Here is a 14,172-nt window from a genome sequence, read left to right as displayed (position 1 = left end):
AATAAGAGATCATCACAATGAGCAAAATTTTTGATTGGTTTGAAGGGCAAGTAGATCCTTACCCGAGCGAAGAGCCCACGAGGCCACCCAAGACTCTTTATGCATTTTGCCGGCATTACACAAAGGGCATGGAAGTATGGCTGGTTGGTTTGGCCATTGTTTCCGCACTCATTGCGGCAACCGAGGTGTTGCTTTTCGGTTTTTTGGGAAATGTGGTCAATTGGTTGTCAGAATCTGATCCTAAGACCTTCATTGCCGATGAATGGCCTAGCCTATTGTTCATGGGATTGGTGATCTTGGTGGCAAAACCACTGATTTCTTCGGTTGGTTCGTTGATCATGCACCAGGCCCTATTGGGTAACTTCCCAATGCGCATTCGCTGGGACGTGCACGGCTATCTTATTCGCCAATCAATGACTTATTTTCAGGATGAGTTTGCGGGTCGCATCGCCACGAAACTGATGCAAACAGCATTGGCTGTGCGTGAAACGGTGATGAAGTTCCTCGATATTTTGGTTTATGTTGTCACCTACTTCGTCGGCATTTTGGTGGTCACATTGGCCGCTGATTGGCGCTTGATGATCCCGTTTGTCATATGGCTCATCGCTTACATTTCGCTGATGCGGTACTTTGTGCCCCGCATGCGCAAAATCTCAGCCGAGCAGGCCGATGCGCGTTCACTTATGACAGGGCGCATTGTCGACAGCTACACCAATATCGCCACCGTCAAGCTGTTCTCACATTCTAATCGAGAAGAAGCCTATGCCAAAGAAAGTATGGATGGGTTTTTGCAAACCGTATATCGCCAAATGCGTTTGGGCTCTACGCTGGATATTACCATTGTTTGCATGAACTCCATTCTGCTGTTCAGTGTTGCGTGGATCGGTATTTCCTTGTGGATCGGCGGCCAAATCTCGCCCGGACCGGTTGCCGTCGCGCTTGGTATAATCTTGCGCATTTGGGGCATGTCCTATTGGGTGATGTGGGAAATGTCAGCGTTGTTTGAAAACATCGGCACAGTGCAAGATGGCATCAACTCAATCTCATTGCCTCGTTTGGTTGCAGACAATAAAGATGCAAAACCTATTCCCAAAGTTAAGGGCAACATTGAATTCAACGATGTAACCTTTAACTATGGCAGCGACAAAGGGATAATCGAAGGGTTGAACCTCAATATTCCAGCAGGTCAAAAGGTTGGGCTCGTTGGTCGTTCCGGCGCGGGCAAATCAACCCTCGTCAATATCATTCTGCGCTTTTACGACGTTGAAAAAGGCACAATCAGTATTGATGGTCGCGACATTTCGAAAGTCACCCAAGATAGTTTGCGCGAGAATTTGGCGATGGTGACCCAAGACACGTCATTGTTGCACCGTTCTGTGCGGGAAAACTTGCTCTATGGTCGTCCAGATGCAACTGAAGAAATGATGATTGCAGCTGCCAGACAGGCAGAAGCACATGATTTCATTCTTGAATTGACCGACCCCAAGGGGCGTCAGGGATATAATGCGCATGTGGGCGAGCGGGGCGTGAAACTATCTGGCGGGCAACGCCAGCGTGTTGCTATTGCGCGGGTTTTGCTCAAAGACGCACCGATCTTGATTTTGGACGAAGCCACCTCAGCGCTCGATAGTGAAGTGGAAGCAGCCATCCAAAGCCAATTGCAGCACCTCATGCAAGGCAAAACGGTGATTGCCATTGCCCACCGTCTGTCCACCATCGCTGAAATGGATCGCTTGATCGTTATGGATCAGGGCAAAATCATTGAAGATGGATCGCATGACGAACTAATCGCGCAAAATGGTGTCTACGCACAATTGTGGAAGCGTCAATCGGGCGGATTTATCAATCCGGTAGAGGAAGAGGAATTGATCGCCTAAATAACAAAGTATGGGTGGCGCGGCATATTTCCGCGCCGCCTGCTGATTAAAGCCAGCGCCGCGTGTTCTTGCGAAACAGCATGTAAGCAGCGCCAAATTTGCCTTCCAAATAAGCCTCTTCGCGCTTGATCACGCCAAAATGCAATGTAAGGGCCACAGGCAGGGTGAGAATAACGCCCCACTCGAGATTCCAAAAAATGCTAACCCCCAAAAAGAAGATCACCATGCCGAGGTAAATCGGGTTGCGGGTAAGCTTGTAAACGCCCGAATGCACCAAAAATAGCGCGGGTTTATGCGGTTCCACGTGGGTGCCATGCTTGCGTAATTCTAGAACGCCAAGCAAAGCAGTGGAAAGTCCAATTAGCGCCAAAATGGCACTAAACCCGGTTTGAAATTTGGATTGAAAAACCGGCGCAAGAAAAGTGATGGGTAAAAGCCATTCAAGCAGAATGGCCAGGCCAAAACCAAACAATAAGAGTAGCGGCGGAAAAATCACCACATTGGGGTTGTCGCGTGTGTGTTCACTCATTTCATCCCCTTTCAGCGCCAGCAGGGCGCCCTCAGAATGAAACTATCGACCCTTGACCACCACATTGTCAATTAGCCTTACGCCATCAAGAAACGCGGCGACAAAAAGCCGGGCAGGTCGATCAAACTCTGTCATTGGCGACAAATCATCTGCACTGCGCATTTCAAGATAATCAATCGCCTCAAAACCTGCTGCCAATAGCGCTTCAGACGACCTAGACATTACGGTTTCTACTGATTTTCCTGAATCAATATCTTCAGCAGATTGGCTAAGTGTTTGAAACAACAATGCCGCTGTTTTTCGACCCTTTTCGCTAAGCCGCACATTGCGTGAAGACATGGCCAAGCCATCTACTTCGCGTAAAATTGGGCAACCAACGATTTTTGCGGGTATATTCAAGTCCGCAACAAGCCGATTGATCACGGCCAATTGCTGATAATCTTTTTGCCCGAAATAGGCCGCGTCGGGCAGCGCCTGCAAGAGCAATTTGCTCACAACGGTCGCCACCCCGTCAAAATGCCCGGGCCGCGTCGCCCCGCAAAGCCCATCGGTTATGCCGCTCACGCTGACCGTGGTGGCAAACCCATCCGCATACATTTCTTCAACGTGAGGCGCCCACACAATCGCAACATCAAGCGGTTCAAGTAGGGCCACATCCGCTGCTTCGTTGCGCGGATATTTCTCTAGATCTTTCTTGTCATTGAATTGGGTTGGGTTCACAAAGATTGAAACGATCACTTTGTGCCCGTCGTCTTTTGCTGCCTGAACAAGGCTTAGATGCCCCTCATGCAACGCGCCCATTGTGGGCACCAAACCAATTGTGTGCCCCGCGGCGCGCAATTCACGCACCCGCAGACGCAATTCATCAATGGTGCGAACGATCACCGGGCTCATTTTTTGTCCGCGTAAACATGGTCGGCACCGGGGAAGGCGCGCGATCGCACATCTTTGGCATAGGTCGCAATTGCATCATCTGCCGCCGCACCAAGGTCTGCGAAACGCTTCACAAACTTTGGTTTGAAGTCTTGGAACATGCCAAGCATGTCGTCCACCACCAAAACTTGCCCGTCGCATTGATTAGATGCGCCAATGCCAATGGTTGGAATATCCAATAGCTTGGTCGCTTCGTTGGCCAGTTCTTCGGTGACCATTTCCAACACCACGCAGAACGCACCTGCGTCCTGCACGGCTTTGGCGTCGTCCAAAATGCGCTGACGGTCTTCGCCGCGCCCTTGCACGGCGTAACCGCCAATGCCCTTAACCGATTGCGGCGTAAGTCCTACGTGGGCCATAACCGGAATGCCGCGTGTGGTCAAAAAATCAATTGTTTCTGCCATATGCGCGCCGCCCTCAAGCTTGATCGCTGTGCAGTCCGTCTCTTGCATAATGTAGGCCGCCGTTTCGAAAGCTTGCTCTGGGCTCGCCTCATAGCTGCCAAACGGCATGTCCACCACCACAAGTGCGTGGTCTGCGCCGCGGCGAACGGCTTGGCCGTGCATCACCATCATCTCAACACTCACACTTTGAGTGGAGGGCAGGCCATGTAAGACCATGCCAACGCTATCGCCAACCAAAATTAGGTCACAATGCTCGTCTGCCATTCGTGCAATTGGAGTTGTATAGGCCGCCAAGCAAACGATGGGCGATTTGCCCTTCATTTCCATGATCTTCTTGGCGTTGATGGGTCTCTTGTTGCTTGATGCACTCATTATGGGTCTTCCCGCTTGACCAAAACAAAGGCTCAACCCCACACCGAGCCAGCGTCTAGATAGAGCGGATTGGGAAATAAATCAACAAATGCTGATTAGCCTTTAGGTGCGCAGTAGATACCATGCAGCGTTTCGAGCACAGCTTCCACCTCGGCAGATGCGAGCGAGTAGTGGATCACATTCCCATCCCGTCTGGTCGACACCAAACGTAAGGCGCGAAGCTTCCCTAAGTGTTGACTGAGCGCTGGCTGACTAAGGCCAACCAACTCCACAAGTTCCGTTACCGGCTTTTCGCAGCCAACAAGATTGCATAAGATCGCAAGGCGATTGGCGTTTGCCATTGCACCTAATAGCTCGGCAGCTTGATCTGCGTTTTTTTCAAGTTCTTCAATGTTCATGTTGACTACATTAGAATATAAGCATATAGAAATGCAAGGGATGATTTTCTGTCTTGTACGGCAGAGTACTAAGCGAGGTAAATAGGAGTATGACGGAATTCACACCGTTAGAGGCGATTCTTGGTGGTAGCCTCATTGGGCTGGCATCTGTGTTGCTTATGGCCTTCCATGGCCGTGTTGCCGGTATGACTGGCATTTTAGCAGGCATTTTGCCCCCCATTCAAGCAGATTGGGCGTGGCGAGCAACATTTTTACTCGGTGCAATTGCCGGGCCTGTTGCAGTTTCAGCTTTCACAGGCGCACCGGTGCCCTTTGAAAATCCGGTGTCGTTGGCCGCAGTAATCATCGGCGGCTTCATTGTCGGCGTCGGCGTCAATTATGGATCAGGCTGTACGTCAGGTCATGGCGTTTGCGGTATGGCACGGCTTTCACTGCGCTCGATCACCGCAACAGGCACTTTCATGTTGTTTACATTCATCACCGTATTTGTGGTGCGTCACATTCTAGGGGGGATCTAAGTCATGAAGCTGATCTCAACTTTTATCATCGGACTGATTTTCGGCACTGGCATCACTATTGGTGGCATGTCAAACCCAGCAAAAGTGCTCAATTTCTTTGATATTGCTGGCACTTGGGACCCAAGTTTATTGCTTGTTATGGTTTCGGCCCTCGTGGTCACCGCTGTTGGTTATTTATTTGTCCTCAAACGCCCTCATCCGGTGTTTGAAGACGTGTTTTCCTTACCGGCTGCCAAGCAAATTGATGCGCCGCTCGTCATCGGGTCCGCAACATTTGGCATTGGCTGGGGCATCACTGGCTTTTGTCCGGGCGGGGCAATTCCTGCGCTTGGGTTGGCCATTCCGGATCCATTCATTTTTGTCGGCTCAATGATTGTCGGCATCACATTGGCGAAGTTCTTGCGCGGCAGAAATGCCTTCAAGACCGTCAAAACACACAACTAAAATACAGGAGCGATATATGATCGAGCCATTACCATTCACACCACAACTGGATGTTAGACCAATTGTTACCGCGTTTTTTGACGCACCAACAAACACCATTTCATATGTGGTCCAAGATCCAACCAGCAACAAATGCGCAGTTATCGATTCCGTTATGGATATTGATTATGCCGCAGGTCGGATTTCCTATGGTGGGGCCGATCAAATCATCAAGTTCATTAAAGATAATGAACTTGAATTGGAGTGGCTGATCGAAACCCACGTCCATGCTGACCATTTGTCCGGAGCTCCTTATATCCAAGGCAAATTGGGCGGCAAACTGGGCATTGGTGAGAATATCACCATTGTGCAAGACGTCTTTGGCAAAGTGTTCAATGAGGGCACTGAGTTTCAACGCGACGGTTCGCAGTTCGATCAGCTCTTCACTGATGGCGACAGCTATCAAATCGGCAATCTGACCGCTTATGTTATGCATACACCCGGGCACACCCCCGCTTGCATGACCCACACCATCGGCAATGCCGCTTTTGTGGGCGATACATTGTTTATGCCAGACGGCGGTTCAGCGCGCGCTGATTTCCCCGGCGGAGACGCGCGCACGCTATATAGATCGGTAAAACGGGTGTTGCAGTTGCCGGATGAGACAAGGTTGTTCATGTGCCACGATTACGGCCCAAATGGTCGTGATATCCAGTGGGAAACTTCGGTTGTCGAAGAGCGTGAACACAATATCCACGTCAAAAATGGCATCTCAGAAGACGAGTTCGTCAAAATGCGCGAAGAGCGTGACGCGAGTTTGGATATGCCAAAACTAATCATTCCATCGCTCCAGGTTAACATGCGTGGGGGCAAAATGCCGCCGGCAGATGACAAAGGCGACGTGTTTTTCAAAGTCCCCGTGAATAAGCTGTAAATTATGCAACCCATTGTTTCTATGTTTAAATCCTTGGTTGTCCCTTTTCAGGTGTTGGCCAAGCAGATGGAGAATATTACCAAAATGAACCCCAAAAGAGTTTCGGATGAGTTCTATGTTGCTGGCCAAATTGGGTATTCGGATTTGCCTAAATTGGCGGAACAAGGCTTCAAATCAATCATTTGCGCCCGTCCTGATGACGAAGAGGGCAATCAACCCCGTTTTCAAGATCTAGCGCTAGAAGCGGAAAAATACGGCATCAAAATGCTGCATGTTCCCATTCGTCCTGGCCAAGCCTGTGGCGCTGATGTGGACAAGTTTGCCAAAGGCTATTTCGATATGCCCAAGCCAATTCTTGGCTATTGCCGATCTGGCATGCGCGCCCATTCATTGTGGGAGCTAAACCAAGAAGCGACCGCCATGCACGTGCCAATGGGCAAATAACAAACCATGTGGGATCAACCAATGTCTGAGATTGCTAAGCGGCTCAAAAAACTTCCAATCTATGATTGGGGTAGAGCTTATAACGGCGAAACGCTAACCAGCGATCTTGTTGCAGCGATTATCGTCACGATTATGTTGATCCCACAGAGTTTGGCCTACGCTCTGTTGGCGGGCTTGCCGCCGCAAATGGGCCTTTACGCTTCAATCCTTCCGTTGGTTGCCTACGCGCTTTTTGGTTCCTCACGCACCCTTGCTGTGGGCCCGGTTGCGGTTGTCTCCCTTATGACAGCCGCCGCCGTTGGCAAGCTCGCCTTGCAAGGCACCGAAGAATACATATTTGCGGCAATGGCGCTGGCGTTGATTTCTGGCCTGATGCTATTGGTCATGGGCCTGCTCCGGCTTGGTTTTATGGCCAATTTCTTGTCGCATCCGGTGATCTCTGGTTTTATCACGGCGTCCGGCATTATTATTGCAACCAGCCAATTAAAACACATTCTGGGCATCGATGCGCACGGTCATAATCTATTTGAACTTGTGACGTCGATTTTCTCGCACCTCAATCAGATCAATCCGTTCACCTTGACGATTGGTGTTGCCGCAACCGCCTTTCTGTTTTGGGTGCGCAAGGGCTTAAAACCTTGGTTATTGTACCTTGGGTTAAAACCGCGATTAGCGGAGATTCTGGCAAAAACCGGGCCTGTTTTTGCCGTTGCTGTCACCACATTGATTGCATTTGGTTTTGGACTTGGCGGGCAGGGCGTTGCGCTTGTGGGGGAAGTTCCCCAAGGATTGCCCGGACTACACGTGCCAAAAATTGATCTTGAATTGGTGTTTTCGCTGGCGGGCTCTGCCGCGCTCATCTCCATCATCGGGTTCGTGGAATCGGTTTCGGTTGCCCAAACCCTTGCGGCAAAGCGCCGCCAGCGGATCGAACCCAATCAGGAACTGATAGGTCTTGGCGCATCCAACGTTGCCTCTGCAATTGGCGGTGGCTACCCGGTAACTGGCGGGTTCGCGCGGTCCGTTGTCAATTTTGACGCGGGTGCTGAAACCCCGGCGGCAGGGGCTTTCACCGCTATCGGGATCGCTCTGGCCACCGTGTTTTTGACGCCGCTCCTTTTCTTTTTACCCAAAGCAACGCTGGCCGCCACCATCATTGTTGCTGTGATGACCCTTGTCGATTTTTCGATCCTTAAGCGCACGTGGAACTATTCAAAAGCTGATTTTACAGCTGTGGTGAGCACCATGGCAGTGACCTTGCTTTTTGGGGTGGAATTGGGCGTAACCACAGGGGTTCTCGTGTCGGTTGCTGTTCACCTCTATAAAACCTCGCGGCCCCACGCTGCCATTGTTGGGCTGGTTGAAGGCACTGAGCACTTCCGCAATATCGACCGCCACGATGTCAAAACCACGCCGGACGTGCTGACCCTTCGAGTCGATGAAAGCCTTTATTTCGCTAACGCGCGTTTTCTTGAAGACCGGGTTTACGATCTGGTTGCAGACCGTCCAGCACTTAAGCACGTGATATTGATGTGCCCGGCGGTCAATGAAATCGACACATCTGCGCTCGAAAGCCTTGAGGCCATTAACGAACGTTTGGATGCGCTTGGGGTAAAATTGCACTTCTCCGAGATCAAGGGGCCGGTGATGGATAAGCTCAAAAAAACCGACTTCTTTCAGCATCTGACAGGTCAGGTTTTTCTTAGCCAATATCAAGCCGTTTGTGCAGTTGCGCCCCAAACCTGCAATCAAACAAAACTGGCAAAGGCCAAAAACGGTAACAAGTTGTAACGAACCGAACCGAATAATTTGTCTGACATTTGACAAAGAGCGTTTTTTGTCCTTTGAATGCGCCGACTTTATTCCTGAGGTTGGGACACCATGAAACGCTCTAAAATCAATGAGATCATCCGTCAGGGTGATGAATTCATCCGCTCGTTTGGCTACATTATGCCCCCGTTTGCCTATTGGACACCGGGGCAAATGAAAGATCGCGCTAGCGATATGCAAGGGCTGATCAAGGCTGGCATGGGGTGGGACATCACCGATTATGGTCAAGGCAAATTCGACGAATTGGGCTTGTTCTTGTTCACCACCCGCAATGGTGACGCCGCTGACCTGACCAAAGGCACCGGCATGCTTTACGCCGAAAAAATCATGATCTCGCGCCAGGATCAAATATCTCCCATGCACCGTCATAACGTCAAAGCCGAAGATATTATCAACCGCGGTGGTGGCACCCTGACACTTGAGCTTTTCGCACCGGCAGCGGATGGCACCATTGACGAGAAAGCAGATGTTACGGTGCCTGTGGACGGCATCATGCGCACCTTGCCCGCCGGAGGCATTTTGCGGCTTGATCCGGGTGAAAGCGTTACGCTGATGCCCGGTGTCTGGCATGCGTTTTGGGGCGAGGGGGGCGATGTGCTGATCGGCGAAGTCTCCACCGTCAACGACGATAAGACCGACAATGTGTTCCGTGACCCGATTGGTCGATTTTCGACGATCGAAGAGGACGAAGATCCGCTTTATCTCCTGGTCAGTGATTACGACAGGTTTTTTGCCTAGTCCAAAATAGGTTACAACGATTGCCGCAGTTTTCATTTTCCGGTTGCGCGTGCCCTTGAAATTTATCAAGGTGCGCGCAATTGATGGGCAAGGGCCCATCCCAATTGAATGAGTCCCAACAAGGGGCCGCATAGGGTTTAAAATGAATTCATCAGTTAAATCGCTGATCCTTGCATCAGGCATTTCGCTATTGTCTGCGACGACAACAATCGCCGCAGAGTATAACTTCAAGCTCCACCATTTTTTGGGTGCCACGTCGCCATCGCAAACCGAAACCATTGAGCCTTGGGCACGTGCGGTCGAAAAAGCGTCTGGTGGCCGGGTGAGCATCGAGATTTTCCCATCCATGTCATTGGGCGGTCGCCCACCTGAATTGGTCGGCCAAGCTCGTGATGGTGTGGTCGATATCATCTGGACCGTGAACGGATATACACCGGGCGTATTCCCCCGCACTGAAGTGTTTGAACTACCGTTTGTACACACCAACAATCCAGGCGCTACCAACTTGGCGATGGCTGAATTGTTCGAAAGTGAATTGGCCGAAGAATACAAGGGTCTTGAGGTCATGTTCTTGCATGTGCACGGCGGCAACGGCTTGCACACAGTGGATACGTCAGTGCATGAGCCTGCCGACGTGAACGGCCTTAAAATCCGCACACCATCGCGCACTGGCGCATGGACCATTGAAGCACTTGGCGCATCCGCAGCCGCCATGCCGGTTCCCGCTTTGCCACAAGCTTTGGCCACCAAGGCTGTGGACGCAGCATTTGTGCCGTGGGAAATTATCCCAGCCTTAAAGCTGCAAGAGCAAACCAAATACCAAATCGAAGGCATCAACAAAACACGGTTCGGCACGCTCGTGTTCCAAATGTCGATGAATAAATCGCGCTGGAATGATTTGCCAGATGATATAAAGCAGGCCTTCCGCGCTGCTTCTGGTAACGATTGGCTCGCCCATTTAGGCGAGGTGTGGGAAGCAACCGACACACAAGGTATCGCCATGGCAGTTGAAGCAGGCAATACGCATATCATGCTAGATCAAGCCCAAACCGATGCGTTTGAGCTGGCGCTGAAGCCCGTAATTGAGCGTTGGGTGGACGAAGCCAATGGCGCTGGAATTGATGGAGCGGACTTGCTTGCCAAAGCACAAGCATCAATTGCCAAACACGCGAAGTAAGATGTAGGTTGGCGACAACAGCACCAGAAATGGAAAGGGGAGTGTCTACACGTTTGGCACTCCCCATTTTGGTTTTATGAAGATTATCCTCATGCGCCATGGGCGACCTCTTTTTGATCTTGATGAACTGCGTGGACAAAAATTTGCACCGAGCGACATTACGCAAATCTTGTTGGATTATGAGCAAACAGACCTCGCGCCAGATTGTTCACCGCCAAACGATGCGATTGAATTGGCCAATGCCTGCGCTGCTCATTTCAGCAGCCAGTTGCCGCGTGCAATGGCTTCAATTGAACGATTGGGGTTGCGCCACAAAGCTCAAACGGATCCTTTGTTTGCCGAGTCATCCATGCCGCATACCCATTGGACGCGCCCCAAATTGGATGTCCTCATCTGGAGCGTAACGTTTCGTTTGGCGTGGCTCGTCGGTTTTTCGCAGAATGGCGAAAGCTATGCTCACGCAAAACAGCGGGCGATTGACGCTGTGGAAATGCTTGAAAATGCAGCACAGCAGCATGGGGACGTTTTCCTTTTGGGTCATGGCATTATGAACCGGGTGCTCGGGCGCGAATTGAAACGCCGAGGTTGGCGCAAGTCTTCGGCAAATGGTTCTGGGTATTGGTCCCATATGGTGTTTGAAAAGTGATGTGATCCTTTAAGCTCCTTGATGTTTTGATTGCCCTTAATCCCCAAATAAATGCTCAATTCGCTATAGAAAGTTACACCAGCAACGGTTATCGTTTTCTCGCGAGGCTCTTTTGTCGGAGCTTGAGAATTGAACAAAGACATAACCGAACAATTCGCTGAAAACGCGGTTGAAAAGGTGCGCTACGCCAAACGAAACCCCATCGGGTTTCTCATTCTCACCATTATGGCCGGTGCCTATGTTGGCGTTGGCATTGCCCTGATCCTGACCGTTGGAAATGACGTTGACCCGGCATCCCGAAAATTGGTGATGGGTGCGTTGTTTGGCATCACATTGACATTGATTGTATTTGCCGGGGCAGAACTGTTTTCTGGTCGTATCATGTATATGACGTTCGGCTTTTTCTATAAAAAAATGTCCGCCTTTGCGGTCGTTAAAGACTGGTTTATCTGCTGGTGGGGCAACCTTTTAGGGGCCATGGCGCTTTCTGTTTTAGTGGTTGCGGGCAATGGCGGCGGCTGGGCAGGGCAAGAAGCGTCCTTGGTGCACCAAGTGGCCGACGCAAAAATGAACAGTTCTATTATTGAACTGTTGGCCCGCGCCATTTTGTGCAATTGGCTGATCTGCCTCGCCATCTGGATGACCGCCCGCGCAAAGGATGATACCGCAAAATGCATCCTGATATTCTGGTGCTTATTTGCCTTTGTTGCTGCCGGGTTTGAGCATTCAATCGCCAATATGACAGTGTTCACCATCTCTTTGCTGACCTCACACCCTGATAGCGTCACCATTTGGGGCGGTATCTATAATCTGGTTTGGGTTTCTGTTGGCAACGTGATTGGCGGCGCTGGATTTATTGGTGTTGCCTATTATTTGACCGCGGTACCGTTGTTTGGGCAAATGGAATAGAGCCTCGTCGCATCCCCTTAGGCCAACAACGCCCACGAAAAATCGCCTCCATAATGCCAAAGCATATGAAGTGATTATAAATATGCGATGCGCGAGGCGTTTAACGGCTCTATTTATGCGCTAGAATGTTTATGTGAGACGTTTTTACGCCTCGCGCGGCCAAGAACTGCAAAACAAGCATATACCCCGAGGTGCTAAACCCTTCTATCCTCTTGCTTAGCGCTCCATCAAAACTGTTTTGATCGCCATTGATCATTTGATGATCACCCGTTTAAAGGTGAAGGTGAGAAACAATACTCACCAAACGGCTAATAAGCTGCCTTCGGTGTCAGACTGGACATATGCTTGGCAAGCGAGCAACTGCGACCAGTTGCCCTTTGACCCACTTTTTCTAAGTGTCACCACTCAACCCCAACACCGCGTCCGCTGTTCGCTTGGGTCTTCGAAATAAGCTGACAAGATTGTAGGGGATGGAAGAGGGGACGGGGATAGATTGGCGCAGCTTACTGGTGATTTTTTATGATTTTCAGCTCAATGAGGTCAGTCAAAATACTGCGCACCGCAACTTTTTTTTGTTCCGACAACAGCAAACGGGTCCAAGCTTGATCATGCTCATATGCGCCCCTTCTTCTATCATATCTCCCTATTCAGGCACATATCGGGGATAAGTTGCCTTGCTTTGGCGGGCGAATTCCAAATTTATCTCCACTGTAGCAAATGGTGTTTGTGGGTCGGTTGTGGCCAATATATTGCCTTCTGGATCAACGACCCAACCCAGACCACCCGCGTTGGGCGATACCCCTTCGGGCGCCCACAAGTTTGATGATAAACAATAAGCACCCGAACATACCGCAGCTGTTTGTCCGCCAGCCAACCACTTTTCTACCGAACCATGCGGGGTTGCGCGCGGTACGCACAAAAGGTCGGCGCGTGAGGCTGCATAGTGCCGTGCCCATTCAAAAAACCACATCTCTGTGCATATCTGAACACCAAGTCGCATGCCCAAAGTTCGGCCAATTTCAAAGCTTTTTTCGCCCCGATCATACCAAGCGTTTTCCCAATAACCGGGCTCGTCTGGCAGATAGTATTTTTCATGCAGCGGCGCAGCGCCATCTTGTTGCGACCAAATATAGGCTTCATTTCGGCGGCTGCCGTTTTCTTTAACGATGGGGCGGGTGCCCAAAACGCTCTGTGCGCCCAGTTTCGACAAATCTGCAATATGCCGCGCATGTTCATTTACCGCATGCGCCCACTTCTTGGCATCGGGTTGCTGTTCGGCCGCAAGCCAATCGGCAAAACACATTTCTGGTAACAGCAGGAAATGGCTTTGTTCTGTCTCAACGTGATTTGCGAGTGCAGACAATTGTGCGTCCAATTGCGCTGGGCGAGGGTCTAATTGACAAACGGTGACTTTCATACTGCAATCCTTTCAAAGCATAAACTCAATGTTGCATCGAAGGATGTTGCCAAAAAGACAGAAAAACATTCCAATTAGAAATAATACTTGCGATAAGTCATTCGTTCTTTCGAATAGTGAGCATTCTTGATGGATGAAACAGATAGAGAGCTGATAAGGCTTTTGAGTTTAGACGCGCGGCGTCCGGCCAGCGAACTTGCCAGAGACTTGGGTGTGTCGCGACCAACGGTTCAAAACCGAATTGACAAACTAAAGGCTTCAGGAGCGATCACTCGCTTCACTATTGAGTTGGGAGACCAAGCAAATGGTGCATTGATTGATGCATTGGTGCTGGTCAAGCTAAAGCCAGGTGACAGCCGAAGTGTTGTTGCCCAATTTGCAAAACTGGCCGGCGTTGAAGCCATTACCTCGTCAAACGGCGCATTTGATTTTATCCTCGAATTGCGGGTGTCATCTCTGCAAAACCTCGATCATCTGCTGGTCGACATTCGGCGCATGCCAATGGTTGCTGACACCAATAGCAGCATAAGGCTCAACAAGTTTAAGTAAGTCTTTGCTTCAGAATGGACTTTTGAGCATTTGGCCTGAAATTGTGCCCTGCCGCTGGCGCTGAGGGGAAGCGC

The 14,172-nt window shown here is 50.4% G+C and carries 16 protein-coding genes; 11 read left to right on the top strand and 5 right to left on the bottom strand.

The window, feature by feature from the left end; genetic code table 11:
- The first annotated feature begins 17 nt into the window (after positions 1 to 17).
- Positions 18 to 1,877: an ABC transporter ATP-binding protein gene (locus tag O4H47_RS02085; protein WP_269392275.1), complete on the top strand. Its 1,860-nt coding sequence runs from the start codon at positions 18 to 20 to the stop codon at positions 1,875 to 1,877.
- 46 nt (positions 1,878 to 1,923) lie between these two features.
- Here the strand turns inward: O4H47_RS02085 and O4H47_RS02080 are convergent, their stop codons facing one another.
- The 4 genes from O4H47_RS02080 to O4H47_RS02065 all read right to left on the bottom strand — a co-directional run bounded on the left by O4H47_RS02080 (position 1,924) and on the right by O4H47_RS02065 (position 4,513).
- Entirely contained in the window at positions 1,924 to 2,406 is a 483-nt protein-coding gene (locus O4H47_RS02080; protein WP_269392274.1) for a methyltransferase family protein, read from the bottom strand.
- Between the two features lie 42 nt (positions 2,407 to 2,448).
- A complete protein-coding gene (panC, locus tag O4H47_RS02075; protein WP_269392273.1) occupies positions 2,449 to 3,300 on the bottom strand; it encodes a pantoate--beta-alanine ligase in 852 nt (283 codons plus the stop codon).
- A complete protein-coding gene (panB, locus tag O4H47_RS02070) occupies positions 3,297 to 4,115 on the bottom strand; it encodes a 3-methyl-2-oxobutanoate hydroxymethyltransferase (RefSeq protein ID WP_269392272.1) in 819 nt (272 codons plus the stop codon). The genes panC and panB overlap by 4 nt, the downstream gene beginning before the upstream one ends.
- 95 nt (positions 4,116 to 4,210) lie before the next feature.
- Positions 4,211 to 4,513: an ArsR/SmtB family transcription factor gene (locus O4H47_RS02065; protein WP_269392271.1), complete on the bottom strand. Its 303-nt coding sequence runs from the start codon at positions 4,511 to 4,513 to the stop codon at positions 4,211 to 4,213.
- 89 nt (positions 4,514 to 4,602) lie between these two features.
- Between O4H47_RS02065 and O4H47_RS02060 the strand changes: the two genes are divergently transcribed.
- The 9 genes from O4H47_RS02060 to O4H47_RS02020 all read left to right on the top strand — a co-directional run bounded on the left by O4H47_RS02060 (position 4,603) and on the right by O4H47_RS02020 (position 12,132).
- Positions 4,603 to 5,031 carry a YeeE/YedE family protein gene (locus O4H47_RS02060; protein ID WP_269392270.1) on the top strand — a complete coding sequence of 143 codons (429 nt, stop codon included), beginning with the start codon at positions 4,603 to 4,605 and terminating at the stop codon, positions 5,029 to 5,031.
- A gap of 3 nt (positions 5,032 to 5,034) precedes the next feature.
- The gene (locus O4H47_RS02055) at positions 5,035 to 5,475 is read left to right on the top strand and encodes a DUF6691 family protein (protein WP_269392269.1); all 441 of its coding nucleotides are present in this window, start codon (positions 5,035 to 5,037) and stop codon (positions 5,473 to 5,475) included.
- A gap of 16 nt (positions 5,476 to 5,491) precedes the next feature.
- Entirely contained in the window at positions 5,492 to 6,388 is an 897-nt protein-coding gene (locus O4H47_RS02050) for an MBL fold metallo-hydrolase (protein WP_269392268.1), read from the top strand.
- A gap of 84 nt (positions 6,389 to 6,472) precedes the next feature.
- Positions 6,473 to 6,832: a TIGR01244 family sulfur transferase gene (locus O4H47_RS02045; protein ID WP_269392267.1), complete on the top strand. Its 360-nt coding sequence runs from the start codon at positions 6,473 to 6,475 to the stop codon at positions 6,830 to 6,832.
- A gap of 21 nt (positions 6,833 to 6,853) precedes the next feature.
- Positions 6,854 to 8,623: a SulP family inorganic anion transporter gene (locus tag O4H47_RS02040; RefSeq protein ID WP_269392266.1), complete on the top strand. Its 1,770-nt coding sequence runs from the start codon at positions 6,854 to 6,856 to the stop codon at positions 8,621 to 8,623.
- A gap of 90 nt (positions 8,624 to 8,713) precedes the next feature.
- Positions 8,714 to 9,400 carry a D-lyxose/D-mannose family sugar isomerase gene (locus O4H47_RS02035; protein WP_269392265.1) on the top strand — a complete coding sequence of 229 codons (687 nt, stop codon included), beginning with the start codon at positions 8,714 to 8,716 and terminating at the stop codon, positions 9,398 to 9,400.
- Between the two features lie 142 nt (positions 9,401 to 9,542).
- A complete protein-coding gene (locus tag O4H47_RS02030) occupies positions 9,543 to 10,577 on the top strand; it encodes a TRAP transporter substrate-binding protein (RefSeq protein ID WP_269392264.1) in 1,035 nt (344 codons plus the stop codon).
- Positions 10,578 to 10,653: 76 nt separating this feature from the next.
- On the top strand, positions 10,654 to 11,223 hold the full coding sequence (locus O4H47_RS02025) for a histidine phosphatase family protein (RefSeq protein WP_269392263.1): 570 nt from the start codon (positions 10,654 to 10,656) through the stop codon (positions 11,221 to 11,223).
- Positions 11,224 to 11,352: 129 nt separating this feature from the next.
- Entirely contained in the window at positions 11,353 to 12,132 is a 780-nt protein-coding gene (locus O4H47_RS02020; protein WP_269392262.1) for a formate/nitrite transporter family protein, read from the top strand.
- 643 nt (positions 12,133 to 12,775) lie between these two features.
- Here the strand turns inward: O4H47_RS02020 and O4H47_RS02015 are convergent.
- Positions 12,776 to 13,549 (bottom strand): carbon-nitrogen hydrolase family protein, encoded by a 774-nt coding sequence (locus O4H47_RS02015; RefSeq protein ID WP_269392261.1) that lies wholly within the window; start codon positions 13,547 to 13,549, stop codon positions 12,776 to 12,778.
- Between the two features lie 129 nt (positions 13,550 to 13,678).
- Here O4H47_RS02015 and O4H47_RS02010 point away from each other — a divergent pair, with 129 nt between their 5' ends.
- Positions 13,679 to 14,098 (top strand): Lrp/AsnC family transcriptional regulator, encoded by a 420-nt coding sequence (locus O4H47_RS02010; RefSeq protein WP_269392260.1) that lies wholly within the window; start codon positions 13,679 to 13,681, stop codon positions 14,096 to 14,098.
- Positions 14,099 to 14,172: the final 74 nt, after the last annotated feature.

Origin of the sequence: Maritalea porphyrae (genome assembly GCF_027213965.1) — a bacterium.
In the GTDB taxonomy this organism is placed as follows: domain Bacteria; phylum Pseudomonadota; class Alphaproteobacteria; order Rhizobiales; family Devosiaceae; genus Maritalea; species Maritalea porphyrae_A.
This window is presented reverse-complemented; position numbering and strand designations above follow the sequence as displayed.

Excerpts from the sequence above, each read along its gene's own strand:
- O4H47_RS02085 (WP_269392275.1), top strand. The coding sequence starts at position 18 with ATGAGCAAAATTTTTGATTGGTTTGAAGGGCAAGTAGATCCTTACCCG.
- O4H47_RS02080 (WP_269392274.1), bottom strand. The coding sequence starts at position 2,406 with ATGAGTGAACACACACGCGACAACCCCAATGTGGTGATTTTTCCGCCG.
- panC (WP_269392273.1), bottom strand. The coding sequence starts at position 3,300 with ATGAGCCCGGTGATCGTTCGCACCATTGATGAATTGCGTCTGCGGGTG.
- panB (WP_269392272.1), bottom strand. The coding sequence starts at position 4,115 with ATGAGTGCATCAAGCAACAAGAGACCCATCAACGCCAAGAAGATCATG.
- O4H47_RS02065 (WP_269392271.1), bottom strand. The coding sequence starts at position 4,513 with ATGAACATTGAAGAACTTGAAAAAAACGCAGATCAAGCTGCCGAGCTA.
- O4H47_RS02060 (WP_269392270.1), top strand. The coding sequence starts at position 4,603 with ATGACGGAATTCACACCGTTAGAGGCGATTCTTGGTGGTAGCCTCATT.
- O4H47_RS02055 (WP_269392269.1), top strand. The coding sequence starts at position 5,035 with ATGAAGCTGATCTCAACTTTTATCATCGGACTGATTTTCGGCACTGGC.
- O4H47_RS02050 (WP_269392268.1), top strand. The coding sequence starts at position 5,492 with ATGATCGAGCCATTACCATTCACACCACAACTGGATGTTAGACCAATT.
- O4H47_RS02045 (WP_269392267.1), top strand. The coding sequence starts at position 6,473 with ATGAACCCCAAAAGAGTTTCGGATGAGTTCTATGTTGCTGGCCAAATT.
- O4H47_RS02040 (WP_269392266.1), top strand. The coding sequence starts at position 6,854 with ATGTCTGAGATTGCTAAGCGGCTCAAAAAACTTCCAATCTATGATTGG.
- O4H47_RS02035 (WP_269392265.1), top strand. The coding sequence starts at position 8,714 with ATGAAACGCTCTAAAATCAATGAGATCATCCGTCAGGGTGATGAATTC.
- O4H47_RS02030 (WP_269392264.1), top strand. The coding sequence starts at position 9,543 with ATGAATTCATCAGTTAAATCGCTGATCCTTGCATCAGGCATTTCGCTA.
- O4H47_RS02025 (WP_269392263.1), top strand. The coding sequence starts at position 10,654 with ATGAAGATTATCCTCATGCGCCATGGGCGACCTCTTTTTGATCTTGAT.
- O4H47_RS02015 (WP_269392261.1), bottom strand. The coding sequence starts at position 13,549 with ATGAAAGTCACCGTTTGTCAATTAGACCCTCGCCCAGCGCAATTGGAC.
- O4H47_RS02010 (WP_269392260.1), top strand. The coding sequence starts at position 13,679 with ATGGATGAAACAGATAGAGAGCTGATAAGGCTTTTGAGTTTAGACGCG.